This is a genomic window from Microbacterium sp. MYb72 (genome assembly GCF_002979415.1).
In the GTDB taxonomy this organism is placed as follows: Bacteria; Actinomycetota; Actinomycetes; order Actinomycetales; family Microbacteriaceae; genus Microbacterium; species Microbacterium natoriense.
The window spans coordinates 121,427-148,029 of the sequence record NZ_PCOT01000004.1 but is presented as its reverse complement, the minus strand read 5'-3'; the positions used below and the strand labels follow the sequence as shown (position 1 = coordinate 148,029).

Sequence of the window (26,603 nt, the reverse complement as noted above, 5' to 3'; positions counted from 1 at the left end):
GTGCGACACCGTGTCGTGCGGGCGGGGGCCGGATTCGTGCGGAGGGTGGAAGTCGTGGCGTCGGCCAGCGGCTAGCATCGCAGGGACCTTGATCGAGCAGGAGGGTGCGATGGCGCACTGGGAACCGCGCGCAGCGGACGGACGCATCTTCTCCGGCGGCTGGCGCGAGCCCGGCGGCGGCACGGCGGCGGTGATCTCTCCCGGCGACGGCCTGCCCGTCGGCACCGTGGGCATCGCCGACGAGGCGGATGTCGAGCGCGCAGGTCTCCTCGCCGTCGACGCGCAGCGCGAGTGGGCGCGGTCGTCGTACCGCGTCAGAGCGGGCGTGCTCAGCCGGGCCGCCGAGGCGCTGCGCGAGATCCGCGCCGACGTCGAGCGCCTGCTCGTGCGCGAGAGCGGCTCCCTGCCGAGCAAGGCGAGCCACGAGGTGAGCAAGGCGATCGACGAGCTCGTCGAGGCCGCGAGCCTGGTGACGATGTCGCAGGGCGACGTTCTCCCCGTCGACGACCCCACGACCCTCGGCATCGCCCGCCGCATCCCCGTCGGGGTGGTCGGCGTGATCGCGCCGTGGAACGCCCCGCTCATGCTCGCGATCCGTTCCGTGGCGCCGGCGATCGCCCTCGGCAACGCCGTGATCGTGAAGCCCGACGTCAAGACCGCGTTCTCGGGCGGCGCCGTGATGGCCGAGATCTTCGAGAGGGCGGGGCTGCCGGACGGCATCCTGCACATCCTCCCCGGTGGACCCGAGACCGGCGAGGCCGTCGTGCGCTCCCCGCACACGAACGTCATCTCCTTCACCGGGTCGTCCGCCGCCGGTCGCCGGGTCGGCGAGGTCGCCGGTGGCCTGCTCAAGCGGGTCATCCTGGAGCTCGGCGGCAACAACGCGTTCATCGTGATGGCGGATGCCGACCTCGACCTGGCCGTCGCCAGTGGCATCGGCGGCTCCTTCCGCCACCAGGGGCAGATCTGCATGGCGACCGGTCGGCACCTCGTGCACGAGAGCATCGCCGACGAGTACGTCGAGCGGCTGCGGGCCGCGGCATCCGCCCTGCGCCTCGGCGACCCGCTCACCGACGGAACGACCCTCGGTCCGCTCATCACCACCGCCCAGGCGGAGCGCGTGCAGGGCATCGTCGACCAGGCCGTCGCCGACGGCGCGCGGGTCGTGCACGGCGGCACCCACGAGGGCGTCTTCTTCGCCCCGACGGTGCTGGACGGAGTGGATGCCGCGAACGCGGCGTTCCAGAGCGAGATCTTCGGCCCCGTCGCGCCGGTGACCCGGTTCGCCACGGAGGCGGAGGCACTGGCCCTCGCGAACGCGAGCGACTACGGCCTGTCCGCCGCGATCCACACGCGCGACATCGCCCGCGGTCTCGGCTTCGCCTCCCGGCTGCGCGCCGGCATGGTCGCGCTCAACGGGCAGACGATCTACGACGCCGCGCACATCCCCATGGGCGGGATCGGCGCCTCCGGCAACGGCGGGCGGCACGGCGGCCACTGGAACCTGGACGAGTTCACCTACTGGCAGTGGGTGACGGTCCCGACGATCTCAGACTGAGACCCGGTCTGCGGACGGAGAGGGCGAGTCGCGCCGAGGGGGTCGACTCGCCCTCTTCCGTCGTTCCCGCGAGGGGCGTTTCGTCTCGCTGCGCTCGCTCGACGACCGGGGGCGCGCGCTCGACGACCGAGGGGGCGGATGTGCGACATCGTGTCGGAGTCCGGGCCCGACTTTCGCGCCGCGGTCACGTATCGGGCGGGATTCCGCGAAATCTAGCCTGGGATTCCCGCAGTCGAGGAGGAGTCCGTGTCCGCATCCGTCAAGAGCCCCCGTGCCCCGCTGTCGCCGCTCGGCGACGACGCCTGGCCCGACTCCGTCGAGGTCCTGATCATGGGCGGCGGCCCTGTGGGCATGTCGTGCGCGATCCTTCTCGCCCAGCGCGGCATCGACGTGCTGCTCGTCGAGCGCCGCGACTTCGTGTTCCGCTTCCCCCGCGCGCACCTGCTCAACCCGCGCACCATGGAGGCGTTCCACGACATGCACGTGGCCGACGACATCTACGCCTCCACCCCCACGCACGACCGCTGGCGAAAGGCCGTCTGGTACACGACCGCGACCGGCCCCGGACGCTTCGACGGCATGAAGATCGGCGAGGTCCCCGCCTGGGGCGGCGGACCGGATGCCGAGCGCTACCGCTCCTCGAGCCCCCGGGCCTTCGCCAACATGCCGCAGCTGCGACTGGACCCTCTCATCCACCGCCACGCCGTGGCCGCGGCCCCCGGTCGCATCCGCAGCAGGCAGGAGGTCGTCGGCATCGAGCAGGATGCGGAAGCCGCCGTCGTCTCGGTCCGCGATCTGGAGTCGGGGGAGCTGCGCACCGTGCGCGCCCGCTACGTCATCGCGGCGGACGGCGGGCGCGACAGCGCGGCCCTGCTCGGCGTCGAGATGGAGGGCCCGCGCGACATGCGCGAGGTCGTCAACTACCACGTCAGCATGGACCTCTCCGCGTGGTCGGAGCCCGATGCGCTGCTCGGCCACTTCATGCACCCCGCCGGGGGAGCGCGCCGCCGGGGCACGATCCAGGCACTCGGCCCGACGCACTACAACCGCGACGCGGAGGAGTGGCTGGTCTCCGTCGCCGCCTGGATGGTCGAGGGCGACCCCGACGACGAGGCGGCGCTGTTCGCGTCGATCCGCCGCATGCTCGGCCTCGCCGACGATCACGAGATCACCATGCACTCGATGACGCGCTGGAGCTACGACGCGCTCGTCGCGAAGCGGTTCCGCGAGGGGCGCGTGTTCCTCGCCGGCGACGCCGCGCACAAGCATCCTCCGACCGGCGGGCTCGGCCTCAACAGCGGCATCCAGGACGCGCAGAACCTGTGCTGGAAGCTGGCAGCGGTGCTCGACGGTCAGGCGACGGATGCTCTGCTCGACAGCTATCAGGCCGAGCGGAGGCCCACGGTCGCCTGGTACACGGCGCACTCGCTCGAGAACGCGAACCGGCATCCTCCGATCGCTGAGGCACTGGGCTTCACCGACGACGAGGCCGAGGGCTTCCGCAGCCTCGAGGTCTTCGTGAGCGACACCCCCGAGGGGGTGGCGATGCGCGAGCGCGTGGCCGCGGAGGTCGGGCACAACGCCCACGACTACAGCCAGCTGGGCGTCGAGGCCGGGTACCACTACTGGGCGGGGGCGCTCGTGCCCGACGGCACCCCGGTGCCCGGCGACCCGTCCGACCCGGTGACGTTCCACGCGACATCGCGCCCTGGACACCACCTTCCGCACGTGTGGCTCGCGGGGCGGGAGCGGGTCTCCTCGCACGACCTGATCGCGCCCGTCGGCCTGACGCTGCTCACCTCGGCATCCGCCGCTGAGCGGTGGACGGATGCCGTGGCCGCCGTCGAGACGAGCATGCCGATCACCGTCGCCGTGGTCGACGACGCCGACGAGGGCTGGGCCGTCGCCCGGCAGGTCGACGCCGACGGCGCCCTCCTCGTGCGGCCCGACCGCAAGGTCGCCTGGCGTGCGTCGGCTCTTCCCGAGGACGCGGCATCCGCCCTCTCGTCCGCGCTCGCCGTGATCCTCCGCGGCGGCGATGCCCCCGCCGACGACCCCGCCGAGCCCTATCTGCGGCGCATCCGCGCCGCGGCCGACGTCCTCGTGCGCTGAGCCCCCAGCGGCGATCCGACACCGTGTCGGATCGCCGCGGAGGAGTTTCCCGCAGACCGCCGATCCCCGCCGCTCGCCGCTTCCGTAGCGTCGGAAGCGCGACGCGAACCCGCACCACCCTTCTGAAGGAGCCCCCGTGATCATCGACGTCCACGGCCACATGACCGCCCCGGATTCCTACTACGCGTGGAAGGCGTCGCTGCTGGCGGCCCGCGGGTCGCACGGCGGCAAGCCCCCTGTGATCAGCGACGACGAGCTCATCGCCTCGTACCACGCGCCGCACCCGAGCTTCGGCCACGTGTCGCACCTCGACCACATCGACGGTGCGGGCATCGACCTGCAGCTGCTGTCGCCTCGCCCGTTCCACGCCATGCACTCGGAGCGTCCGACGAAGATCGTCGAGTGGTTCACGGCCGAGACGAACAACATCATCCACCGCACCACCGAGCTGTTCCCCGGACGCTTCCGCGGCATCGCCGGCATCCCGCAGAGCCCGTACCTCACGGTCGAGCAGTGGCTGCCCGAGCTGCGCCGCGCGGTCACCGAGCTCGGCTTCGTCGGCGCCATGGTCAACTCCGACCCGTACGAGGGCACCGAGGTGCCGCCGGCGATGGGCGAGCGCTACTGGTACCCGCTGTACGAGGCGCTGTGCGAGCTCGACGTCCCGATGCTGCTGCACTCGGCAGGGTGCAAGTACCCTGCTCGCGAGCCGTACAGCCTGCACTTCATCCAGGAGGAGACGGTCTCGGTCTGGAGCATGATCCAGGCGAACGTGTTCGCGGACTTCCCCGACCTCAAGGTCATCGTCGCCCACGGCGGCGGGGCGATCCCGTACCAGATGGGCCGCTTCCTCCCCTCTGTGGTGCGAACGGGGGTCTCGTACCTCGACAAGCTCCGCAACTTCTACTTCGACTCCTGCCTCTACACGCAGGACAGCCTGGAGCTGCTCATGAAGGCCGTCGGCACCGACCGCGTGCTGTTCGGCTCGGAGAAGCCGGGCACCGGTTCGCAGATCGACCCCGCGACCGGTCGCTGGTTCGACGACATCCATCTGCTCATCGACGACATCGAGTGGCTCGACGCCGACCGTCGAGCCGACGTGCTCGAGAACAACGCCCGCAGCCTCTTCCGGCTCTGAGCATCCGCACTTCGAGAAGGGATCCATCATGACCGAGATCGTCGCCGGATTCGGCACCTCGCACGGACCGCAGCTGAAGGCCGCGCCGCCCGCGGCGTGGGAGACGCGCGGCACCGCCGACCGCCGCAGCAAGGGCCTCAAGTTCCGCGGGGGCACCTACTCCTTCGAGGAGCTCGCGGCACTCCGCGAGGACTTCTCCGCCGAGATCACGCACGACGTGATGCAGCGCCGATGGGACAGCTGCCAGGCGTCGATGGACGACCTGTCGCGCTTCATCCACGAGCAGAAGGTCGACGTGCTCGTCATCATCTCCAGCGACCACAAGGAGACCTACGGAGACGAGTGGCTCGCGCCGTTCTCGGTCTTCTGGGGCGATGAGGTCGCGCACGTGCCCTACACGCAGGCGCAGCTCGACGAGATGGCGCCCGGTCTCGCCGAGGCGGCCCTGGGCGATGTCCCCGACCGCACCGTCATGCGTCCGACCCACCGCGGTCTCGGCAAGCACATCATCCAGTCCACGCAGGCAGACGACTTCGACACCGGCGCCACCGAGGTGATCCCCGCGGGCCGCTACGAGAACCACACGATCCCGCACGGCTTCGGCTTCATCTACCAGCGCTTCATGGGCCAGGAGTCCACGATCCCGATGGTGCCGATCTTCATCAACACCTTCTGGGAGCCGAACCCGCCGAGCGCCAAGCGCTGCTACGACTTCGGCCGCGCCGTCGGCCGCGCCATCCAGTCGTTCCCCGGTGACCTCCGCGTGGGCGTCGTCGCCTCGGGCGGCCTCAGCCACTTCGTGATCGACGAGAAGCTCGACGGCGAGTTCATCCAGGCCATGAAGGACCACGACGCCGACTACCTGACGTCGGTCCCCGCCGGCGAGATGATGTCGGGCGCGTCCGAGCTGCGCAACTGGATCGCCGTCGCCGGCATCGCCGACGAGGTCGGGCTGAACGTCACGCGCGTCGACTACGAGCCCTGCTACCGCACCGAGGCGGGCACCGGCAACGCCATGGGGTTCCTGACCTGGGAGCGCGCCTGAGATGACCGCATCCTCGGAGATCGTCGCGGCGCTGCGGATGCTCGACAGCTGCGCCGTCTCGGACGCCCTGGACACCCTGGGGCTGCCGGGGGCGGTGACGTCGCTGCATCCGATGTGGCCGGCGGGCCGCACGGTCGCCGGTCGGGTGCGCACGGTGACCGCCGCGCCCAAGGCCGCGGCGGGGCCGGCGACCCACATCGCCACCCCGCTCGTCGCCATCGCCGAGCCCGATGACGTCGTCGTCATCGACAACCACGCCCGCACGGACGTGTCGTGCTGGGGCGGCCTCCTGGCGGAGGCCGCCGTGCAGCGCGGCGTCGCCGGGGTGATCGTCGACGGCGCCTGCCGTGACGTGCAGGAGAGCGAGGCCCTCGGGCTCCCGGTCTTCGCCCGCGCGGCCGTGCCCGTGAGCGCGCGCGGCCGCATCGTGCAGCAGGCGATGGACGAGCGCGTCCAGATCGCCGGCGTCTCCGTCGCCTCGTTCGACTACGTGATCGCCGACGTCAACGGGGTCGTGTTCGTCACGGCATCCGACGCCGAGCGCGTGATCCCCCTCGCCCAGCGCATCGTCGACCGCGAGGCGCGCATGGCGGATGCCGTGCGCAGCGGCCGCGACGTGAGCGAGGTCATGCACGACTCCCAGTTCCCCACCGTCACCGCGGAGTGAGAAGAATGACCGACACCCTCATCGACCGGTTCGCCGCTCTCGGCACCGCCACCGTCTCCGACGCGCTCGATCGGCACGCGCGCCCCGGCAGCCTGCTCGGCATCGCGCCCCTCGCCGACGGCCAGCGCATGACCGGTCGCGCCTTCACCGTCCGCTACGTCAGCGCGCAGGTGCCCGCCGGCACCGTCGGCGACTTCATCGACCAGGTCGAGCCGGGGCAGGTCGTCGTGCTCGACAACGACGGACGCGTGGACTGCACGGTGTGGGGCGACATACTCACCGCCGTCGCGCACCACCGCGGCATCTCCGGCACCGTGATCGAGGGCGTCTGCCGCGACACGCACCGCGCCCTGTCGATCGGCTATCCGATCTACAGCCGCGGACGCTTCATGCGCACCGGCAAGGACCGCGTCGAGGTCGCCGAGGAGCAGGGGCCCGTCACGATCGGCGGGGTCACCGTGCGGCCGGGCGACATCCTGATCGGCGACTCGGACGGCGTCGTCGCGATCCCGCAGGACATCGAGGATGCCGTGCTGGAGACCGCGGAGATGATCCACGCCCGCGAGGAGTCCATCCTCGCCGCGGCCCTCGGCGGCGCCTCGATCGCCGAGGCGCGGGCGCGGTTCGGCTATCACGACCTCCAGCGGGCCGAGCAGTGATCGATCCGGACGCGGATGCCGCAGAGCTGCTGCGCCTCGGCACCGCCACCCTGTACGAGGCCTCGCGCAGCGACTGCTTCCTCGACGCGGCGTTCCGCCCGGCGTGGGACGGCGCGCAGCTCGTCGGCAGGGCCGTGCCCGTCTCGGCCCAGGCGGGCGACAACCTCGCACTGCACCACGGCATCGCGGCCGCCGGCGACGGCGACGTGCTCGTGGTCGACGGCGGGGGCGCCCCCTTCGGCTACTGGGGAGAGGTCATGGCGGTCGCGGCGCAGGCGCGCGGCATCCGTGGGCTGGTGATCGACGGCGGCGTGCGCGACACCGTGCAGCTCGCCGCGCTCGGGTTCCCCGCGTTCAGCACCGCGATCTCCATCCGCGGCACGATCAAGCAGTGGCCGGGAACGGTCGGGCTGCCGATCACGCTGCGCGGTCGCGTCATCCGCCGCGGCGACGTGATCGTCGCCGACCGCGACGGCGTCATCGCCCTCCCGGTCGACCGCTACGACGAGGTGCTCGCGGCATCCCGAGAGCGCGCGGAGAAGGAGGACGCCTACATGGCTCGCCTCCGCGAGGGCGAGCTGACCCTCGACGTGTACGACTTCCGGCGCCTCGGCGCGCCCATCACCCCGGCCTGAGAGCGCGCCGGTCACCCCGGCCCGAGAGGGAGAACATGACCCAGGAACTGGACGCCGACGTCCTCATCATCGGAGCGGGCCCCGTCGGCCTCGTCGCCGCCCTCGACCTGTCGGCCCGCGGCGTCTCGGTGATCGTCGTCGAGCAGCGCGAGTACCTCGAACCGCCGAACGTGAAGTGCAACCACGTCGCCTCGCGCACCATGGAGGCCTTCCGCCGCCTCGGCCTCGCCGCCGAGATCCGCGCGGCCGGGCTCCCCGCCGACTACCCGCAGGACGTCGCCTTCCGCACCGCCCTCACGGGGCGCGAACTCGCCCGCATCCCGATCCCCGCGAGCGGAGAGCGGTACACATCGACCATCGGGCCCGACACCTCGTGGAACACCCCCGAACCCCCGCACCGCATCAACCAGACCTTCCTGGAGCCGATCCTCGCGCGGCACGCGGCGGAAGCCCCCGGCGTCACGCTGCTCAACCGGACCCTGTTCCACACGCTCTCCCAGGACGAGGAGTCCGTGTTGATCGTCGTCTCCGACCTCGGCGGCGCGAACGAGCGCACCCTCCGCGGACGCCACCTCATCGGCGCCGACGGCGGACGCTCGAACGTGCGCAAGCAGATCGGCGCGACGCTCAGCGGCGACCCGGTGCTGCAGCACGTGCAGTCCACCTGCATCCGCTCCGCCGACCTGTACCGGCGCATGACCGCGGACGAGCCGCGCGCCTGGGGGTACTACACCTTCAACGCGCGCCGCCTCGGCCACGTGTACGCGATCGACGGTCGTGAGACCTTCCTCGTGCACACGTACCTGTCGCCCGACGAGGCCGCAGCGGAGGGATCGGTGGACAGGGATGCCGCGATCCGCGCGATCCTCGGCGTCGACGAGGACTTCGCGTACGAGGCCGTCTCGAAGGAGGACTGGGTGGCGCGGCGCCTGCTCGCCGACCGGTTCCGCGACCGCCGCGTGTTCCTCGCCGGAGACGCCACGCACCTGTGGGTGCCGTTCGCCGGCTTCGGCATGAACGCCGGGATCGCCGACGCGCTCAACCTCACGTGGGCGCTCGGCGCGCACCTGAACGGATGGGCGGATGCCGGCATCCTCGACGCGTACGAGGCCGAGCGCCGCCCGATCACCGAGCAGGTCTCGCACTTCGCGATGAACCACCAGCGGAAGCTCGCGAAGCCCTCGCTGCCCGACGCCCTGGAGGACGACACGGAGGAGGGCGCCGCGGCGCGGGCGTCCTTCGGCGCTGCCGTGCATGCGCTGAACGAGCCGCAGTTCGCCGCCGCGGGGCTCAACTACGGCTACGTCTACGACGCCTCGCCGATCATCGACTACGACGGCGAGGAGGCCCCCGGGTACTCGATGGGCGCGTACACGCCGTCGACCGTGCCCGGATGCCGTGCCCCGCACTTCCGCCTCGCCGACGGGACCTCGTTCTACGACCTGCTCACCAGCGGCTACACGCTCGTCGCCCGGCCGGGGGCCGACGGCTCCGCGCTCGCCGCCCTCGCCGCTGAGGCGGAGCGCCGCGGCATCCCGTTCGCCGTCGTCGACGGGTCCACCGCTCCCACCGAGTACCGTTTCCCGCTCACGCTCGTGCGGCAGGACCAGCACGTGGTGTGGCGCGGCGAGGGAGCGGATGCCGCGGCATCCGCCGAGCTGTGGGATCTCCTCCGCGGCGCGGTCGCCGCGCGCTCGGGACTCGACGCATGCTCGGGAGGAGAAGTCTTGTTCGGGAGGAGTCTTGGCGGGGATTCCTCCTCCCGAGCGTGAGTTCTCCTCCCGAGGGTGCGTTCTCCTCCCGAGCGTGTGATGGGGGTCTTGCCGCGGTGCTGGATGTGCTTTCGCGTGCTCGGGAGGAGAAATCCTGTTCGGGAGGAGTGCTGGCGGGGATTCCTCCTCCCGAGGGTGCGTTCTCCTCCCGAACGTGGGACGGGGGCTCGCCTCGGGTTTGGAAGTGCTTTCGCGTGTCGGGAGGAGAAGTCTTGTTCGGGAGGAGTCTTGGCGGGGATTCCTCCTCCCAAGCGTGAGTTCTCCTCCCGAGCGTGAGTTCTCCTCCCGAACGTGGGACGGGGCTCGCCTCGGGTTTGGAAGTGCTTTCGCGTGTCGGGAGGAGAAGTCTTGTTCGGGAGGAGTCTTGGCGGGGATTCCTCCTCCCAAGCGTGAGTTCTCCTCCCGAGCGTGAGTTCTCCTCCCGAGCGTGAGTTCTCCTCCCGAGCGTGCGATCTCCTCCCGAACGGGAGGCGCCGAGGCGGAGCGGTCAGCGGCGGATGACCTTCGTCGCGGCCATCGCCTTCAGCCCCTCGACGCCGAACTCGAGGCCGTAGCCCGAGGCCTTCGTGCCGCCGAAGGGGATGGAGGGGTCGACGCCGCCGTGCTGGTTGATCCACACGGTGCCGGCGTCGAGGCGCTCGGCGACCGCTGCGGCGGCATCCGCATCCGCTCCCCAGACCGAGGCGCCGAGTCCCTGCTCGGTGCCGTTGGCGCGGCGGATCGCGTCGTCCACGTCGGAGTAGCGGATGACGGGGAGCACCGGGCCGAACTGCTCCTCGGCGACGACCGCGGCATCGTCGTCGACGTCGGCGACGATGGTCGGGCGGTAGAAGAGCGGTCCGAGCTCGGGTGCGGGCTCGCCGCCGGTGACGATGCGGGCCCCGCGGTCGCGGGCGTCGTCGACGAGCCGCGCGACGATGTCGAACTGCGCGGGGTTCTGCACAGGGCCGAGCCTGTTCGACTTGTCATGGCCCGAGCCGATCGGCGCCGCCTCGGCCCTGGCGGCGAGGGCGGCGACGGTCTCCTCGTACACGGAGTCGTGCACGTAGAGGCGCTTGAGGGCGGCGCACACCTGCCCGGTGTTCATGAACGCGCCCCAGAACAGGGTGTCGGCGACGGCCTCGACATCCGTTCCCGGCAGCACGATGCCCGCGTCGTTGCCGCCGAGCTCCAGAGTGAGGCGCGCGAGGTTCGCCGCGGAGCTCTCGACGATGCGCCGCCCGGTGGCGGTCGATCCGGTGAACACGATCTTCGCGATGTCGGGATGCGAGGCGAGGGCGGCTCCCACCTCGCGGTCGCCGGAGACCGCCGTGACGACCCCGGCCGGAAGGTGGCGGTTCAGGATCTCGACGAGGGCGAGGACGCTGAGCGGGGTGTTCTCCGAGGGCTTGATGACCACGGTGTTGCCCATCCGCAGCGCGGGGGCGAGGTGCCACACCGCGATCATGACCGGGAAGTTCCACGGACCGATCGAGGCGACAACGCCGAGAGGCACGTAGTGCAGCTCGGCCCCCGCGCCCAGCTGCTGCGGTTCGAGCACGGTGTCCGCCGCGCCGCGGAGCCAGTGCGCCGCACCGTGCGCCTCTCCGGCTCCGGCGACCTTGCCCTGCTCGTGCGTGATGATCTCGCCGAGCTCGTCGGCGTGCGCGTCGATGTCGTCGGCGGCGAGGCGCATCAGCCGCGCGCGCTCGGCGTGCCCGAGGGCGGCCCAGGCGGGCTGTGCTGCGGATGCCGCGGCGATCGCCGCATCGAGATCGGCGACGGTCTGCACCGGGGCGTGGCCGATGACCTCGCGGGTGGCGGCGTCGAGGATCGGGCGGCCGAGGGCGGGGTCGGCGCTGACGGTGGTGAGGAGGGCGTTCATGTCTGGTTCCTTCCCCCGGCGGTCGCCGGGTGGGGCGTGCGGATGGGGTCAGCGGAGCCCGGCGAGCGTCGCCACTCGCAGGGCGGTGTGCAGTTCGCGGCGGACGAAGCCGTCGGCGAGATCGACGTCGGCGATGGCGCGGACGCGGTCGAGTCGGTAGTACAGCGTGCTGCGGTGCACGTGCAGCTCCTGGGCGGTGCGCTGCGCGTCGCAGCCGAAGTCGAGGTAGGCCTCCAGGGTCTGGGCGAGATCGGGACCGGACTGCGCGTCGAGGATGCGCCGCACCGGCTCGGGGAGGTCGCCGAGCGCGAGTTTCTCCAGCGGGAGCTGCAGCAGCACCCTGTCGAGTCCGAGGTCGCTCCAGTGCACGACGCGTCCCCTGGTCGGATCGATCGCGGCCCCTCGTGCGGCGATGCGCGCTTCGCGTCGGGAGCGGTGCGCCTCGGCGAGCGGTGCGTGCGCGCCGCCGACCCCTGCGCGAAGGCCGGTGAACGCCGGCTGCGCGAGGAGGGCGGTGAGGCGCTCGTGGTCGATCTCGTAGGGGACGACGAGCACGGCCTCGCCGTCGACCACCGTGCCGACGGCCTTCAGGGTGGGGAAGACGGGGATGCCGGAGAGCGCACGGTCGAGCACGAGCCGCAGGGCTGCGGAGCCCGGATCGACGGTGGGCGGCGCCGAGATCGTGATGACGGTGTAGTGCGGCACGGGGGAGATGAGGCCGCCCGTGAGCAGCTCGTCGGCGGCTCTCGTGCGCTGCTCGGCGTCGCCGTCGAGGAGCGCGGTGAGGAGTCGGAGCGCACGGTCCTCGTCTTCCCTGTTGCCGAGAGCCATGGCGGCGAGGGTCACGCCGATGCGGTCGCGGGAGGAGCGGATGACGTCGTCTTCGGCGAGCTCCTCGTCTGGTGTCTCCTCGGGGATCGTCGAGGAGACGTAGCCGACGAGATGTCCGTCGTGCCGCACGGGGGCGACGTGCCTGGTCAGACCGCCGTCCATCGGGGGGATGCGGACGGGGCCGTCGGCGTGGCCGACGCGGTACTCGCGGATCGACTCGCGCGCACGGGAGGAGCCCTTGTGCGCGAGGATGATCGCCAGCCTGGCGTGGTCGACGTCGCGGTCGTGCACGCTGAAGGCGATGACGTTGAAATCGACGTCGAACACGATGATGGGTCGTCCGAGTCGGTCGGCGTACGCCTGGACCTGTCCTTCGAGATTCATCGTCCACCTCTCCGTGCGCCGCGATGCGCATCTCTTCCGTTCCTCCGCGCCGTGGATCGGATGCCGGAGAACCGGCCGACTTGTCGCGCAGCGGAGATTAGATCTATATTCATTATAGTCAATTACACGAGAGGCGACCAGTATGGCGAAGATGACAGGCGGCGACGCGCTCACCCAGGCTCTGATCAGCGAGGGGACCGACACGGTGTTCGGCATCCCCGGAGTCCAGCTCGACGGCCTCACCGACGGCATGTACCGCCGCCAGGACGAGGTGCACCTGATGGTGCCGCGGCACGAGCAGAGCACCACCTACATGGCAGACGGCTATCACCGTGTCACCGGGCGCCCCGGCGTCGCGATGGTGGTCCCCGGGCCCGGCGTCCTCAACGCGGGTGCGGGCATGGCCACCGCCTACGCGTGCTCCTCGCAGGTCATGCTGCTCGCCGGCACCATCCCGTCGACGCTCGTCGGCTCGGGTCTCGGCGCCCTGCACGAGATCCCGAAGCAGAGCGAGACCATCGAGGGCCTCACCAAGTGGACGGCACGGCCGACGCGCGCCGAGGAGATCCCCGAGCTCGTGCACGAGGGCTTCCGCCAGATGCGCACGGGGCGACCCCGTCCCGTCGCGCTCGAGCTCGGCCCCGACCTCCTGCACGCCGAGATCGACGTCGAGGTGGGGGAGCCGTTCGCCGTCGAGGCGCCGGTCGCACCGGAAGACGGGGTGGCCGAGATCGCCGCGCTGCTGCGTGCGAGCCGCCGACCGGTCATCCACGTGGGCGGCGGCGTCCGCGGGCAGCGCGCCTTCGAGCTGCTGTCGCGCCTCGCCGAGATGCTCGACGCGCCCGTCGTGATGAGCGAGAACGGCCGCGGAGCCATCGACGCGCGTGACCCGCACGCGCTCCCCGCGTTCTCCCTGTGGGAGCTGCGCGAGTCGGCGGATGCCGTCGTCTCCTTCGGCAGCCGCTTCCTCACCCCGTTCGGTCAGCAGCTGAACGTCGGCGAGGCCCGCCTCGCGCTCGTGAACGTCGATCCCGAGGACCTGCGGGCTCCGCGTCGCCCCGACATCTCCGTGAACGCCGACGCCACCGCCGTGCTCGCGGCCCTCGTCGAGCGGCTGCAGCCGCAGGAGGGCTGGGGTGCGGAGATCGCCCGCCTCCGTGCGGAGGGTGAGGCCCGCGTCCGCGAGCAGGTCGCTCCGCAGATGGCGTTCGTCGATGCGATCCGCGCCGCGCTGCCGGCCGACGGCATCTTCGTGAACGAGCTCACCCAGATCGGCTACGTCTCCACCTACGGCTTCCCGGTGCAGGCGCCGCGCTCCTACGTGTGGCCGGGCTATCAGGGCACGCTCGGCTACGCCATGCCCACGGCGCTGGGCGCCGCGGTCGGCGCGGGCAACCGCCCCGTGGTCGTCGTCACCGGCGACGGCGGCATCGGCTGGTCGCTGCAGGAGTTCGCCACAGCAAAGAAGTACGGCATCCCGCTCATCACGGTGCTGTTCGAGGACAGCAGGTTCGGAAACGTGTGGCGCATCCAGCGCGACACCTACGGGGGGCGCTTCATCGGCTCCGACCTCACGAACCCAGACTTCGAGCTGCTCGCGATGGCGTTCGGCATCGACTTCTCGCTCGCACAGGATGCGGATGCCGTGCAGCGGGCGATCGGCGAGGCGATCCTGAACGGGCGGCCCGCCGTCATCAAGGTGCCCGTCGACGTGTTCCCGTCGCCGTGGGGATTCATCCACGAGCGCAAGCACTGATCCCTGACGGCGGGGTCCGGTCGCGCCGGTCCCCGCCGTCTCCGGGGCGTCATGGACGCTCCGGAACAGAGGGTGATCAATATAATCGATCGCCGGGTGCGCGCTCCGTCTGCGTGCGTCTACTGTGTAGACACGCGTGCGCTCGGTGCGTCGTCACGGGAAACGAAGGGGGTGCGCGGTGTCGCAGATCACGAATGCCGCCGTCGCGGTGCAGGTCGCCCGCGCGCTGGAGCAGGAGATCACGACGGAGGCCTGGAAGCCCGGTCACTTCATCGGGCGGCGGCAGGAGCTCTCCGCACGGTTCGGCGTCGCCCCGGCCACCCTCGGCGAGGCCATCCAGCTGCTGCGCTCGCGGGGCATCGTCGACGCCAAGCCCGGCCCCGGCGGCGGCATCTTCGTCGCCGACCGCTCGCCGTTCACCCAGCTCAGCGACCAGCTGCTGCGGCTGCGGGAGAGCACGGCGACCGTGACGAACTGCCTGCGGGTCCTCGACGCGCTGGACAGCACGATCCTGCACGACGCCGTGGAGTTCGCCACGGATGCCGACATCGCCGAGGTGCAGCGCTGCGCCGACGCGCTGAAGGCCGCGTGGGGCACGCCGGAGGCGTCGAACGCCAACTGGGCGCTGCACGCGCGCATCGCGCGCATCACTCCGAACGAGCTGCTCCGGAGCCTCTACACGAACCTCGTCGACTACATCATCGTGGAGGAGCTGGAGGGCGCGACGGCGCCGACCACGCCCGAGCGGCTGCAGACCCATCTCGACTTCGCCGCCGCCGTCGCCCGTCGCGATCATGCGCTCGCCTCGTCGGCGGTCGAGCGTCACCGCGGCTCGTCGATGGCGGCCGTCCTGTCCTGATATCCCGGGCTTCCCGAGCCTGAGATCCGCCCCTGGAGGGTTGACAGGGGAGGTCCGTTTCAATAATGTTCATATTCAATATTGATAATTGCCCTCGCCCCGAGGAGGCGCCCCTATGACTCTCGAGTTCCGCAGCGTGATCGACAAGATGCTGGCCGCTCCCAACCGTCCCGCCCGCGTCTCCCTGCCCCCCATCCGGCTCTCCCAGAACGAGATGCCCTGGGAGCCGGCGCCGGTGATCGTCGACGCCATGGAGAAGGCGGCCCGCTCGACGCACCGCTACCCCGACTACCACCGCACCGCCGCCCGTGCGGCCGTCGCCGACGCCATGGGGCTCGACGTCGAGCGCATCGCGATCGACAACGGCTCCGGGTCCCTGCTGCACGGGCTGGCCCGCCTCGTGTGCGAGCCCGGAGTGCACGGCGTCTACTGCTGGCCCTCCTTCGAGGCCTACCCCGCGGCCCTCGCGCTCGCCGGTGCGCAGAGCACCCCCGTGGCACTCGCCGAGGACGGCGCGATGGACGTCGCGGCCATGGCCGCCGCGATCACGCCCGAGACGCGCATCGCGTACCTCTGCAACCCGAACAACCCCACCGGCGGGTTCGTCGACGCCGACGGCATCCGCTCCTTCCTCCGCGACGTGCCGTCGACCGTCCTCGTCGTGCTCGACGAGGCGTACCGCGAGTTCGTCACCGTCGAGCCCCTCGAGGCGACGACCGCACTGCTCGACGAGTTCCCCAACCTCGTCATCCTGCGCACACTGTCGAAGTCGCACGGGCTCGCCGGCATCCGCGCAGGGTACGCGGCCGCCTCCCCTCGTATCGCCGAGGCGCTGCGCCGCACCTCCGTCGGCTTCGCGCTGAACAGCGTCGCCGAGGCCGCGGTCATCGCCGCGTTCAGCCCAGCGGGGGAGGCCGTCGCCGCCGAGCGCATCGCGGTGATCGTCGCGGAGCGGGAGCGGATGCAGGAGGCGCTGCGCGCCGGCGGGGTCTCGTTCCTGCCGAGCCAGTCGAACTTCCTGTTCGCGCACGGCGACGCCGACGAGCTGCTGGAGCGCTTCGAGGCGCAGGGCGTGCTCGCCCGGCCCTTCCCGCACGCGGGGGGCGTTCGCGTCACCGTCGGCCTCCCGGCCGAGAACGACGCCGCACTCGCCGCCCTGCTCTGACCCTCGCGGCTCGATGCCGACCCCCGTCCGACACAGTGTCGGAGGCGGGGGAGAGGACTTCGGAGCCGCCGCCGAAGAACCGTCCACCCGACGGTTCGTACGCTGACAGACATCACGAACGCCGCGGTTCGGACCCGAACCGGACCGCGGCGCAGACCCGCACAGTGTGCGCGAAGGGAACGGCAGTGACTGCGACGATCGATTTCGAGCGCGACCGGCGTGCATCGCAGCGCCGGGCGGTCACCGGCGGCACGCTGTGGGCCGTCTTCATCGCCGCGCTCACCCTGATCTTCGTGTTCCCGGTGTCGATGATCGTGATCGGCGCCTTCCGCGACGGACTCCCGTCCGACAACATCCCGTTCACGATCGGCGGCCTCGTCGAGGCGTTCCAGGACCCGACGACCTGGTCGACGATGGGGAACTCCGTGATCCTCGTGCTCGTCTGCGGCACGATCTCGGTCGCCGGCGGCGGGCTGTTCGCCTGGGTCGCCGCGAACACCAACGTCCCCGGCCGCAAGCTCCTCACCCCGCTCATGGCCGTGAACCTCTTCGTGCCGCCGCTGTTCCACACGCTCGGCTGGATCATGCTCGGCAACGCGCAGAACGGCCTCATCAACCAGTTCGCCCGGATGCTCGGCGCCACCGAGCCGTTCATGAACATCCAGGGCTGGGGCGGCCTGATCCTGCTGATGTCGCTCGGCTACATGCCCTTCGCGTACCTGCTCATGCTCGGCGCGTTCAAGAACCGCGACCAGTCCCTCGACGAGGCGGCCGCGATCAGCGGCGCCGGCGCGGTGCGGACGTTCTTCACGATCACGCTCCCCTCGGTCGGGCCGGCGATCACGGGCGCGGCCATCCTCATCGCCGTCCTCGTGTTCCAGGCGTTCGACAGCCCCCAGCTGATCGGCCGTCAGGCGAACATCTTCGTGTTCTCCACGCAGATCTACCACTACGTGCGCGACCAGGCCCCGGCCGAGTACACCAAGGCGTTCGCGCTCTCCCTCGTGCTCATCGTGCTCGTCCTCGCCCTCTTCGTCGCCCAGCGGTGGCTGCTGCGCGGTCGCAGCTTCACGACCCTCACCGGCAAGACGTCTCGTCGCGAGCCGCAGGAACTGGGCCCGGTGCGCTGGGTGTTCACCGCCCTGATCGTCGTGTTCATGCTGCTCAACCTCGTGCTGCCGCTGTTCGCGATGATCCTCGGCAGCCTGCAGCCGATCTTCGGGGTCATGAGCACCGGCCTGACCTTCGACAACTACGTCGAGATGCTCACCGACCCCGTGTTCAGCTCGAGCCTCGCGCTCACGGCATGGCTGGCCGTGATCGGCGGGTTCGGCTCCATCGCGATCGCCATGCTCACCGCGTACGTCACGGCACGCCGCACCGGCTTCATCCGCTCGTACACGTCGTTCGCGGTGTGGATCCCGTGGGCGCTCCCCGGCATCGTGCTGGCGCTCGCCTACATGTTCGCGGTGCTCTACGTGCCGGCGTTCCGCGGTCTCTACGGCTCGGCCTTCCTCATGACGCTCGTGCTCATCGTGGCGACCATCCCGGTGTCCAGCCGGATCGCGGAAGGCGCTCTCGCGCAGCTGTCGCCGGAGCTGGAGGAGGCGGGTCGCACCTCGGGCGCCGGATCCTGGCGGGTGCTGCTGTCGATCGTGCTGCGCCTGGTCATCCCCAGCTTCCTGTCGGGCTGGTTCCTCTCGGCGCTGTTCATCTCCGGCAACCTCGCCGTGCCGATGCTGCTCGCCCCGCCCGGACTCCAGCCGGTCTCGCTGACCGCGTTCCAGCAGTTCCTCCAGGGCAACATGTCGCAGGGCGCCGCCCTCTTCATGATCATCCTCGTCGCGGCCATGGCCGTGCTCGCGATCGCCGCGCTCTCCCTGAAGCTCGGCACGCGACTGCGCGGACGCACAGGCGCCGCGCCCGCAGTCCCCCTCACCCGCATCACACCCTGACACACCCGAGAGGCAGAATAATGACGTTCTCCCGCAAGACAGCACGGCTCACCACGGCTCTCATCGCCGTCGGTGCGCTCACCGCCCTGACCGCCTGCTCGTCGGGCGGAGCCGCCGCCAAGCCCGACAAGCCGATCGAGGTGCCCGGCGCGACCGCCGACGGCAACGCGTACATGAACGAGCTGTACGACAAGGCGGTCGCCGACGGCAAGACCGACATCGTCCTGTACGGCCCCAGCGTCTCGGCGCAGAAGGACCTGTTCAAGGTCTTCACCGACCGATTCCCCGGCATCAAGATGGTCCAGCAGGACCAGCCCGATGCGCAGAGCATCACCAAGATCGAGGCCGAGGCCCAGAGCAGCAGCAAGATCGCCGACATCTACGACGGCGGAGAGTCGCCGCAGGTCGCCGCCGAAGACGGCATCTGCACCCAGGCCGACGTGCGCACGGCGCCAGACGGCTTCGAGATCCCCGGCGACTTCGACGGCCGGCTGACCTACTACGCGATGCGCTACTTCGTCTTCGTCTACAACACCGACATGGTCAAGGAGGACGAGGCGCCGAAGAACTGGGACGACCTGCTCGACCCGAAGTGGAAGGGCAAGATCACCGTCGGCGACCCGACGGTGCCCGGCGGCATCCGCTACATCCTCACCTCGCTCATGGTCCCCGAGAGCGAAGACACCTGGGGCAAGCCGTACATCGAGAAGCTCGCCGCGCAGGACGTGCAGTTCGCGCAGTCCGAGCCGAACGTGCCCGCGGACGTCGCGAGCGGCCGGTTCCCGATCGGCATCGCCGTGTACCAGGGCTTCTACGAGGACGTGAAGGAGAAGGGCGGCCCGATCGCCGCGGTCTTCCCGCTCGACGACGGCGGCAACTTCATGTCGCGCACCGGCATGTGCATCATCGACAAGAGCCCGCACCCCGACGCCGCGCAGCTCTACATCAACTGGCTCTACTCGCCCGAGGGTCAGCAGGCGCTCGCTGAGAAGAACCGCTCCTACGGCTGGACCCCTGAGGCCCCCGGCCCCGAGGGAACGCCGCCGCTGAACGAGCTCAAGCGCGTCCCGTTCGCGAACTCCGACCCCGAGTTCAACCAGCCCTACTTCGACTTCATCACCGAGCAGTTCACGAAGTAGCACCCCTTTCCCGAATCTCCTGCGAGAAGGCGAGACACCCATGACCGAGGTCCTGGTTTCCGGACTCACCAAGCGGTACGGCGGCAAGTCGGCACTGCACGGACTCGATCTCACGATCGGCTCCGGCGAATTCGTCACCCTGCTCGGCCCCTCGGGCTGCGGCAAGACGACGACGCTGCGCTGCCTGGCCGGGTTGGAGCGTCCGACCACGGGCCGCATCACCATGGGCGATCGCATCGTGGTCGACACCGACCGCAAGACGTTCGTCCCCGCGGACAAGCGTCAGGTCGGAATGGTGTTCCAGAGCTACGCGCTCTGGCCGCACATGAGCGTGGCGGAGAACGTCGCCTACCCGCTCAGGGTGGCCAGGCTCGGAGCGCAGGACCGCCAGAAGCGGATGCGCGAGATGCTCGCCGCCGTCGGCCTCGCGGAGTTCGAGAAGCGTCCGGTCACCGCCCTGTCGGGCGGTCAGCAGCAGCGCGTCGCACTGGCGCGTGCTCTGGCCGCCCGGCCGGGCATCATCTTCTATGACGAGCCCCTGTCGAACCTCGACTCCAAGCTCCGCTACCAGATGGGCCAGCAGGTGCGGGCGCTGCACAACCAGTTCGAGACCACCTCCGTCTACGTCACGCACGATCAGGAGGAGGCGATCACGCTCTCCGACCGCATCATCGTGATGAGCGAGGGCGAGATCGTCCAGGACGGCGCCCCGGCGGAGCTCTACGACCGCCCGCAGTCGGCCTACGTCGCCGACTTCATGGGCTTCCAGAACATCCTCCCCGGATCCGTGGTCGCCGTGAGCGGCGGCGTTGCGGATGTCCGCGTCGACGGCACTTCCCTCGTCGTCGCCGGCACCGCGACCTCCTCCGTCGCGGTCGGCGACCGCGCCGACATCGCCTTCCGTGCCGCCCACGTCAGGACGACGGACGACACGGCATCCGGTGCGGGGCGCTTCACCGGAACCGTGGAGCGCACCACCTACCTCGGCAGCGCGGTGAACCTCCTCGTCCGGGTCGACGGCCTGCCCCTGCGCGTCCGCGTCGAGACCTCGGACCTGAGCCCGGATGCCGTGCCGCAGGCCGGCGACGAGCTGCGGTTCGCGGTCAACCCCGCCCGCGCCGTCGTCATCAGCCGCCAGGCGTCGGAGGACGACTACCTGACCATCGAGACGAACGCGATCGTCTCCCCGCGCTGAGGCGCCCCCGACCTTCAGAGAGGAAGAACATGAGTGATCTGCCCACCCCCCGATCCGACGCGCCGCGCATCCGCGAGCTCGCCGAGATCGGCGGACGCTCCGACAGCCGCGACGTGCTCTCGCACGCCACCAAGCAGGCGAAGGAGGACTACGACGACTACTTCATCGTCGACATCGACGCGCACGTCTCGGAGGACCACTTCTGGGGCGAGGTGCTCGACCTCATCGACAACGACGTATGGCGCGATCTGGGCCTCAGCCAGTTCCACGGCTTCGGCGGCAACAACGCGCTGCTGAACATCCAGCCCGGCATGTCGCACCAGAGCGTCGGCGGCCGCATCGGCCACCAGGGGCGCAAGGAGCCGGTGGACCCCGGCGAGGGACATCCGTTCGTCACGGCGGCCCGCCGCGGCATGGACGCCATGGGCCTCGACTTCCAGGTCGTGTTCCCCAGCGCGATGCTCATGCTCGGCATGCACCCGCAGGACGAGGTCGAGGTGGTGCTCGGCCGCGCGTTCAACCGCTGGCTGACCGAGGTCATCCTGCCGCCGAACCCGCGTCTGAAGGGCATGCTCTATCTGCCGTACAACACGCCGGAGGTGTGCGAGGAGCTCGTCGAGAAGTACGCCGACGACCCGGGCATCATCGGCTACACGGTGTGCTCGACCCGCAACAACCCGGTGCACTCCGATGTCTACACGCGCCTCTACAAGCTCATCGAGGACAGCGGCAAGCCGCTCGCGTTCCACTCCGGCTACCACTGGGGCGACCCGTCGTTCTCGCAGCTGAACCGGTTCCTGTCGATGCACGCGCTGTCGTTCACGCACTACAACCAGATCCACGTCACCAACTGGATCATCAACGCGATGCCCGAGCGCTTCCCGAAGCTCAAGATGGTGTGGGTCGAGAGCGGTCTCGCGTGGATCCCCTTCCTCATGCAGCGCCTGGACCACGAGGTGCTCATGCGGCCGAGCGAGGCGCCGGGACTGAAGCGGCTGCCGAGCGAGTACATGAAGGAGATGTGGTACACGACGCAGCCCATGGAGCGCACCAACATGGAGCTGCTCGAGGCCACAATGAAGTCGTTCAACGCCGAGACGCAGCTGCTGTACTCCTCGGACTGGCCGCACTGGGACTGGGATGCCCCGTCGACCATCACGCGGCTGCCGTTCCTCTCGGAGCAGGCCAAGCGCAACATCCTCGGGTTGAACGCGGCGCGCGTGTTCAACCTCCCCACCGACCGACAGAAGCCATCCGCCGAGCAGGTGCTCGCGGAGCGACCAGGGATCTCGTGACATGACCACTGACACCACCACCGCCGTCTCCTCCGTCGCCGCAGAGCTCGACGGGCTCGTCGCCCGGCTCGGGGAGCTCACCGCTCGGATCGCGCAGGAGGAGCGCGGCGCCGAGGTCTCCGACGAGCACATCGCCGACGTCCTCTACGCCGCCGCCCGCCTGTTCTCCGCCAAGACCGACCGCGTGGGCAAGATCTCCTGGCCCATCCGCGAAGACGCGCTGAACGCCACCGAGACCGTCGTGCTCGTCACGGCGCTGCTCGACGCCGCCGACGTGAACCTCTTCGACATGGCGATCTGGTACCGGAGGGCCGAATGAGCGCCCGAGTGGTCCGCAGAGACGTCAGGGTCGCCAGCCTCGGCGACCTCAAGGAGCGCGAGCGCATCGTCGTCGACGTGGAAGGCACCGAGCTCGGCGTCTACTTCCACGCCGATCAGGTGCGCGCCTGGTACAACGTCTGCCCTCATCAGGGCGGCCCGGTGTGCCAGGGCAAGATCATGCCGCGCACCGTGCAGCTGGTCAGGGGAGAGGACGGCCTCAAGAGCGGCGGCCCCGGGTTCCACCCGACCGACCGCAACATCGTGTGCCCCTGGCACGGCTTCGAGTTCGACATCCTCACCGGCAAGCACCCCGCCGATCAGAGGGTGGGGCTGCGCCCGGTCCCCGTACGGGTAGACGGCGACGACGTGATCGTCACCGTCTAGCAGGATCCCGAGAGGGGCGGATGCCGCGGCATCCGCCCCTCCTTCGTGCCCCCGTGTCGGGGCGGGCACGGATTCGCGGTTCAGCGTCCGTGCGGGCGCGTGGTTCTAGGCTTGTGGTGTGAGCGAGTACATCGTCCGGCCGGCGCGCAGCGCCGATGTGATCGGCATCCGCAATCTGCTGCAGCCGATGGTCGAGCAGCGGATCCTCCTGGGCAAGGACCTGGCGGTGCTCTACGGCGCCGTGCAGGAGTTCGTCGTCGCCGAGTCCGACGGCGTGCTGATCGGATGCGGTGCGCTGCACGTGTTCTGGGAAGACCTCGGCGAGGTCCGCACCCTGATGGTGAACGACGAGTGGCTGCACCACGGCGTCGGCCGCGCGATCGTCGATCGCCTCGAAGACAACGCCAGGACGCTCGGACTCTCGCGGCTGTTCTGCCTGACCTTCGAGGTGGAGTTCTTCGGGCGCCACGGGTTCACTCCGATCGGCGAGCAGGTCGTCGACCCCGATGTGTACTCGCAGCTGCTCCGCAGCGGCGACGCCGGCGTCGAGGAGTTCCTGGATCTCGCCCACGTCAAGCCGAACACGCTCGGCAACACCAGGATGCTCAAGAGCCTCGGTTAGCCTGGAGGAATGCCCCGTCAGTCCGCAGCCGTCTACCGTCGTCGGCGGCTCGTCCTGCTCCTCGGGGCGATCCTGCTCATCGCCGTGATCGGCGTCGCCGCGTGGCTGCTGATCGCCCGGCCGTGGGCGGGCGCCGCCGAGAAGCCCGCACCGACGGCATCGTCGTCGGCGACCGCGACCCCGACGGACGCCGCCGAGACCCCGAGTGGCGAACCCACGGCTTCCGAGACTCCGGGTGTCGTCGCGTGCGAGGCGAAGGACATCGTCGTCGAGGCGGTGACGGATGCCGAGAGCTACCAGCCCGGCGTGCTGCCGCAGCTCTCGATCCGCCTCACCAACAACGGCGCGGCCGATTGCACGATGGACGTCGGCTCGACGACCCAGGTCTTCACGGTCTCCAGCGGCGACGACGTGTGGTGGCGATCGACGGACTGCCAGGAGAATCCGAGCAGCATGATCGCGACGCTCGCCGCGGGCGCGACCGTCGAGAGCAAGACGCCCGTCGCGTGGGATCGCACCCGGTCGAGTGTGGAGACGTGCGGATCGGAGAACCGTCCGCGTGCCCCCGGCGGAGGGGCCTCGTACCACGTCGACGTGCAGATCGGCGGCTTCCCGGCCGCGGGATCGAAGCAGATCCTGCTCTATTGAGCGCGAATACAGCAGTGAACTCAGAATTCGTGCAGACAGCACGGATTCTTTGGGATACCATTGACTTGACTCTCGGGAACATGCGGCATCACATGCCATCCCCAGTGGCGTCGACTTACAGCGTCCCCAGCGCTTCGACACTTGCCGCTCGAGAGTTCGAGGGCCCTCTCGAGTACCCCAGTCCCCAATGTGGGACTCGAGAGGGCCCCAATCGTATCCGCGGGGCCTCGCCCGCCGCGTGACACAGGGCCGTGAAAATTCGCGCGGTGCCCGATGCGGCGCCGCGCTCGCCTCGGAGGCGGAGCGCCGCGGCATCCCGCGCGCCTCCATGCGCCGTGCGTCTCGCTGCGCCGTGCGACCCATGCCTCGTGCGCCTCGCTGCGCCGTGCGCCTCCAGAACTCCGGAGATTCGCCGGGATCGTCGCCCGTAGCAGCGGATCCGGCCGTGCGCTCGCTCGGATCTCCGGAGTTCTGGAGGTCGGCGTGCCGTGCCCAGCCACCGGAGCGCGTTCAGGTCGAGCGCTTCTCGTCGGTGGAGCCGAATAGGCTGGAGTCATGGCAGCGAAGAAGGCGAAGCCCGCCAAGAAGAAGCCGGCGCCGGAGGACTTCCGGTCGGATGCTCTGGCGCAGGCCCTGGAGAAGCAGGACGTCGCGGCCGTCGCGCTGGCCCTTCGGCACGGCACCACGGTCGTGCCCCTCATCACGCCGGGTGCGCGAGACAACCCCCTCGACAGCGGCGAGGTGTGGACCTACCGCGACCCGAAGAGCGGCGACCTCGCGCTGCTGCTGTTCAGCGACGCGAAGAACAAGCCCGCGAACCTGCCCCCGGGCGTGGGGATCTACTCGGCCGACTGGTTGCGGAAGTTCCTCGTCACGCACCCGATCACGACGGTGTTCCTCGACATCGCCGGCCCGCATCCGATGCAGGCCTCGCCGGAGGAACTGCTGAAGGCCCTCGACGCCTGAGCTGCGGCTGAGGGACGTTTCGCCTGGTCACGGTGCTCCTCGCTCAACGACCGAGGGCGCGGTGCGGGAGCGAGACCGAGGGACGTGTCGTCTCGTCGCTGCGCTCCTCGCTCAACGACCGAGGGTGTGGCTCCGAGGTCCGCGGTTCTGGTCGTTGAGCGGGCGGGGCGAGACGACACGCTTCATGCTCCGCTCGCCGCTCAGAACGGCGGGATGTCGCGCTCGTCGCGTCGAGCGGCACTGCGCGCGCGGATGTCGCCGAGCGCCGCACGGAGCGTCTTCGAGCGATCGTCGATCACCTGCTCGTAGCCCAGTCGTGCGGCCTCCGACCGACGCTGCGCGGCCTGCGTCACCGGTCGCACCTCGCCGGCCAGGCTGAGTTCGCCCACCGCGGCCACCGTGCGCGGCACCGAGCTGTGCTGGATCGACCCCGCCACCGCGATCGCGATCGCGAGGTCTGCTGCCGGCTCGGTGAACCGCACCCCGCCGACCGTCGACACGTACACGTCGAGAGAGCTCGTCGGGATGCCGGCGCGCCTCTCGAGGATGGCCAGCACCATCGCGACGCGGGAGGCGTCGAGTCCGTGCACCACCCGGCGCGGGTTGGGCGCCGAGGAGCTGACGGTGAGCGCCTGCACCTCCACCGGCATCGCGCGGCGGCCTTCGAGGGCGATCGCCACGCACGTGCCCGGCTCGGTCGCCCCCTGCGACAGGAACAGACCTGAGGGGTCTGGCACCTCGGAGATCCCGTCTCCGGTCATCTCGAAGCAGCCCACCTCGTCGGTCGGACCGAAACGGTTCTTGAGCGCGCGGAGGAACCGCAGCGAGGTCTGCCGGTCGCCCTCGAAGTGGCAGACGACGTCGACCAGGTGCTCGAGCACGCGGGGACCGGCGACCTGTCCGTCTTTCGTGACGTGGCCCACGATGATGATCGGCAGGCTGCGCTCCTTGGCGACTCTGATGAGCGTCGCCGCGACCTCACGCACCTGACTCGGCTGACCGGCCGCGCCGTCGCTCAGCGACGACGACACCGTCTGCACCGAGTCGACGATCACGAGCTGCGGGCGCACATCGTCGATGTGCCCGAGGATCGTCGCGAGGTCGGTCTCGCTCGCCAGGTACAGCTCGTCGTGCAGGGCGCCGGTCCGCTCCGCGCGCAGCCGCACCTGCGCCGGCGACTCCTCGGCGCTCGCGTAGAGCACGCGGCGGTCTGCCCGTGCGGCCTGAGCCGCGACCTCGAGCAGGAGCGTGGACTTGCCGACACCGGGCTCGCCGCTGAGCAGGATCGCCGCACCGGGCACGATGCCGCCGCCCAGCACACGGTCGAACTCGCCGACTCCGCTCGTGCGGCGAGGCGCATCCGTCGTCGTGATCTGGGTGATCGGGCGGGCCGCGCGATCGGCAGAAGGGGCCAGGGCCGTCACCCGATTGAGGATGCCGGTCTGGGCGCCCTGCTCCTGCACGGTGCCCCACTGCTGGCACTCGCCGCAGCGCCCGACCCACTTGGCGGTGGTCCACCCGCACTCCGTGCAGACGTACGCGGGAGGAGCGGGTTTTCGGGCGGCCATGGGTCAAGGCTATCCGCGGCATCCGACACCGGGGCCACGGCGGATGCCGCGGGCGTCTGCGTGAC

General features: G+C 70.4%; 23 protein-coding genes. 20 read left to right on the top strand and 3 right to left on the bottom strand.

What is annotated here, in order from left to right; genetic code table 11:
* Positions 1-109: 109 nt before the first annotated feature.
* From CQ047_RS03590 to CQ047_RS03555, 8 genes are all read left to right on the top strand, one after another.
* Positions 110-1,558, top strand: coding sequence for an aldehyde dehydrogenase family protein (locus CQ047_RS03590; RefSeq protein WP_105672916.1), 1,449 nt, complete (start codon positions 110-112; stop codon positions 1,556-1,558).
* Between the two features lie 246 nt (positions 1,559-1,804).
* Positions 1,805-3,670, top strand: coding sequence for an FAD-dependent monooxygenase (locus CQ047_RS03585; protein ID WP_105672915.1), 1,866 nt, complete (start codon positions 1,805-1,807; stop codon positions 3,668-3,670).
* Between the two features lie 136 nt (positions 3,671-3,806).
* Positions 3,807-4,808 carry an amidohydrolase family protein gene (locus CQ047_RS03580; RefSeq protein WP_105672914.1) on the top strand — a complete coding sequence of 334 codons (1,002 nt, stop codon included), beginning with the start codon at positions 3,807-3,809 and terminating at the stop codon, positions 4,806-4,808.
* A 28-nt stretch (positions 4,809-4,836) separates the two neighbouring features.
* The gene (locus CQ047_RS03575; protein WP_105672913.1) at positions 4,837-5,853 is read left to right on the top strand and encodes a hypothetical protein; all 1,017 of its coding nucleotides are present in this window, start codon (positions 4,837-4,839) and stop codon (positions 5,851-5,853) included.
* A gap of 1 nt (position 5,854) precedes the next feature.
* Positions 5,855-6,520: an RraA family protein gene (locus CQ047_RS03570; RefSeq protein WP_105672912.1), complete on the top strand. Its 666-nt coding sequence runs from the start codon at positions 5,855-5,857 to the stop codon at positions 6,518-6,520.
* 5 nt (positions 6,521-6,525) lie between these two features.
* Complete coding sequence (locus CQ047_RS03565; protein ID WP_105672911.1) at positions 6,526-7,179, top strand: RraA family protein; 654 nt, start codon at positions 6,526-6,528, stop codon at positions 7,177-7,179.
* Positions 7,176-7,814 carry a 4-carboxy-4-hydroxy-2-oxoadipate aldolase/oxaloacetate decarboxylase gene (locus CQ047_RS03560; protein WP_105672910.1) on the top strand — a complete coding sequence of 213 codons (639 nt, stop codon included), beginning with the start codon at positions 7,176-7,178 and terminating at the stop codon, positions 7,812-7,814. The genes CQ047_RS03565 and CQ047_RS03560 overlap by 4 nt, the downstream gene beginning before the upstream one ends.
* A 35-nt stretch (positions 7,815-7,849) precedes the next feature.
* The gene (locus tag CQ047_RS03555; RefSeq protein ID WP_105672909.1) at positions 7,850-9,586 is read left to right on the top strand and encodes an FAD-dependent oxidoreductase; all 1,737 of its coding nucleotides are present in this window, start codon (positions 7,850-7,852) and stop codon (positions 9,584-9,586) included.
* A 487-nt stretch (positions 9,587-10,073) separates the two neighbouring features.
* Here CQ047_RS03555 and CQ047_RS03550 read toward each other — a convergent pair whose 3' ends face one another.
* The gene (locus tag CQ047_RS03550) at positions 10,074-11,450 is read right to left on the bottom strand and encodes an aldehyde dehydrogenase family protein (protein ID WP_105672908.1); all 1,377 of its coding nucleotides are present in this window, start codon (positions 11,448-11,450) and stop codon (positions 10,074-10,076) included.
* 48 nt (positions 11,451-11,498) lie between these two features.
* The gene (locus tag CQ047_RS03545; protein WP_105672907.1) at positions 11,499-12,665 is read right to left on the bottom strand and encodes a CdaR family transcriptional regulator; all 1,167 of its coding nucleotides are present in this window, start codon (positions 12,663-12,665) and stop codon (positions 11,499-11,501) included.
* Positions 12,666-12,807: 142 nt separating this feature from the next.
* On the opposite strand from CQ047_RS03545, the gene CQ047_RS03540 reads away from it, so the two are divergent.
* The 12 genes from CQ047_RS03540 (at position 12,808) to CQ047_RS03485 (ending at position 24,970) form a co-directional block, all read left to right on the top strand.
* Positions 12,808-14,421 (top strand): thiamine pyrophosphate-binding protein, encoded by a 1,614-nt coding sequence (locus CQ047_RS03540; protein ID WP_105672906.1) that lies wholly within the window; start codon positions 12,808-12,810, stop codon positions 14,419-14,421.
* Positions 14,422-14,599: 178 nt separating this feature from the next.
* Positions 14,600-15,280, top strand: coding sequence for a FadR/GntR family transcriptional regulator (locus tag CQ047_RS03535; protein ID WP_105672905.1), 681 nt, complete (start codon positions 14,600-14,602; stop codon positions 15,278-15,280).
* A gap of 115 nt (positions 15,281-15,395) precedes the next feature.
* Positions 15,396-16,445 carry a histidinol-phosphate transaminase gene (locus tag CQ047_RS03530; protein WP_105672904.1) on the top strand — a complete coding sequence of 350 codons (1,050 nt, stop codon included), beginning with the start codon at positions 15,396-15,398 and terminating at the stop codon, positions 16,443-16,445.
* Positions 16,446-16,630: 185 nt separating this feature from the next.
* On the top strand, positions 16,631-18,400 hold the full coding sequence (locus CQ047_RS03525; protein ID WP_105672903.1) for an iron ABC transporter permease: 1,770 nt from the start codon (positions 16,631-16,633) through the stop codon (positions 18,398-18,400).
* A 20-nt stretch (positions 18,401-18,420) separates the two neighbouring features.
* Complete coding sequence (locus tag CQ047_RS03520) at positions 18,421-19,539, top strand: ABC transporter substrate-binding protein (protein WP_105672902.1); 1,119 nt, start codon at positions 18,421-18,423, stop codon at positions 19,537-19,539.
* A gap of 40 nt (positions 19,540-19,579) precedes the next feature.
* Positions 19,580-20,734, top strand: coding sequence for an ABC transporter ATP-binding protein (locus tag CQ047_RS03515; protein ID WP_105672901.1), 1,155 nt, complete (start codon positions 19,580-19,582; stop codon positions 20,732-20,734).
* 29 nt (positions 20,735-20,763) lie between these two features.
* The gene (locus CQ047_RS03510) at positions 20,764-22,029 is read left to right on the top strand and encodes an amidohydrolase family protein (RefSeq protein ID WP_105672900.1); all 1,266 of its coding nucleotides are present in this window, start codon (positions 20,764-20,766) and stop codon (positions 22,027-22,029) included.
* Position 22,030: 1 nt separating this feature from the next.
* Positions 22,031-22,348: a hypothetical protein gene (locus tag CQ047_RS03505; RefSeq protein WP_105672899.1), complete on the top strand. Its 318-nt coding sequence runs from the start codon at positions 22,031-22,033 to the stop codon at positions 22,346-22,348.
* Entirely contained in the window at positions 22,345-22,734 is a 390-nt protein-coding gene (locus CQ047_RS03500; protein ID WP_105672898.1) for a Rieske 2Fe-2S domain-containing protein, read from the top strand. Before CQ047_RS03505 ends, CQ047_RS03500 begins: the two co-directional genes overlap by 4 nt.
* A 118-nt stretch (positions 22,735-22,852) precedes the next feature.
* Entirely contained in the window at positions 22,853-23,356 is a 504-nt protein-coding gene (locus tag CQ047_RS03495; RefSeq protein ID WP_105672897.1) for an amino-acid N-acetyltransferase, read from the top strand.
* Between the two features lie 9 nt (positions 23,357-23,365).
* Positions 23,366-24,004 (top strand): hypothetical protein, encoded by a 639-nt coding sequence (locus tag CQ047_RS03490; protein ID WP_105672896.1) that lies wholly within the window; start codon positions 23,366-23,368, stop codon positions 24,002-24,004.
* 555 nt (positions 24,005-24,559) lie between these two features.
* On the top strand, positions 24,560-24,970 hold the full coding sequence (locus CQ047_RS03485) for a dehydrogenase (protein ID WP_105672895.1): 411 nt from the start codon (positions 24,560-24,562) through the stop codon (positions 24,968-24,970).
* 200 nt (positions 24,971-25,170) lie between these two features.
* Here CQ047_RS03485 and radA read toward each other — a convergent pair whose 3' ends face one another.
* A complete protein-coding gene (radA, locus tag CQ047_RS03480; protein ID WP_105672894.1) occupies positions 25,171-26,538 on the bottom strand; it encodes a DNA repair protein RadA in 1,368 nt (455 codons plus the stop codon).
* Positions 26,539-26,603: the final 65 nt, after the last annotated feature.

Coding starts and splice junctions, on each gene's coding strand:
- CQ047_RS03590 (WP_105672916.1), top strand. CDS start 110: ATGGCGCACTGGGAACCGCGCGCAGCGGACGGACGCATCTTCTCCGGC.
- CQ047_RS03555 (WP_105672909.1), top strand. CDS start 7,850: ATGACCCAGGAACTGGACGCCGACGTCCTCATCATCGGAGCGGGCCCC.
- CQ047_RS03505 (WP_105672899.1), top strand. CDS start 22,031: ATGACCACTGACACCACCACCGCCGTCTCCTCCGTCGCCGCAGAGCTC.
- CQ047_RS03545 (WP_105672907.1), bottom strand. CDS start 12,665: ATGAATCTCGAAGGACAGGTCCAGGCGTACGCCGACCGACTCGGACGA.
- CQ047_RS03540 (WP_105672906.1), top strand. CDS start 12,808: ATGGCGAAGATGACAGGCGGCGACGCGCTCACCCAGGCTCTGATCAGC.
- CQ047_RS03565 (WP_105672911.1), top strand. CDS start 6,526: ATGACCGACACCCTCATCGACCGGTTCGCCGCTCTCGGCACCGCCACC.
- CQ047_RS03485 (WP_105672895.1), top strand. CDS start 24,560: ATGGCAGCGAAGAAGGCGAAGCCCGCCAAGAAGAAGCCGGCGCCGGAG.
- CQ047_RS03575 (WP_105672913.1), top strand. CDS start 4,837: ATGACCGAGATCGTCGCCGGATTCGGCACCTCGCACGGACCGCAGCTG.
- CQ047_RS03490 (WP_105672896.1), top strand. CDS start 23,366: ATGCCCCGTCAGTCCGCAGCCGTCTACCGTCGTCGGCGGCTCGTCCTG.
- CQ047_RS03550 (WP_105672908.1), bottom strand. CDS start 11,450: ATGAACGCCCTCCTCACCACCGTCAGCGCCGACCCCGCCCTCGGCCGC.
- radA (WP_105672894.1), bottom strand. CDS start 26,538: ATGGCCGCCCGAAAACCCGCTCCTCCCGCGTACGTCTGCACGGAGTGC.
- CQ047_RS03510 (WP_105672900.1), top strand. CDS start 20,764: ATGAGTGATCTGCCCACCCCCCGATCCGACGCGCCGCGCATCCGCGAG.
- CQ047_RS03530 (WP_105672904.1), top strand. CDS start 15,396: ATGACTCTCGAGTTCCGCAGCGTGATCGACAAGATGCTGGCCGCTCCC.
- CQ047_RS03515 (WP_105672901.1), top strand. CDS start 19,580: ATGACCGAGGTCCTGGTTTCCGGACTCACCAAGCGGTACGGCGGCAAG.
- CQ047_RS03570 (WP_105672912.1), top strand. CDS start 5,855: ATGACCGCATCCTCGGAGATCGTCGCGGCGCTGCGGATGCTCGACAGC.
- CQ047_RS03500 (WP_105672898.1), top strand. CDS start 22,345: ATGAGCGCCCGAGTGGTCCGCAGAGACGTCAGGGTCGCCAGCCTCGGC.
- CQ047_RS03520 (WP_105672902.1), top strand. CDS start 18,421: ATGACGTTCTCCCGCAAGACAGCACGGCTCACCACGGCTCTCATCGCC.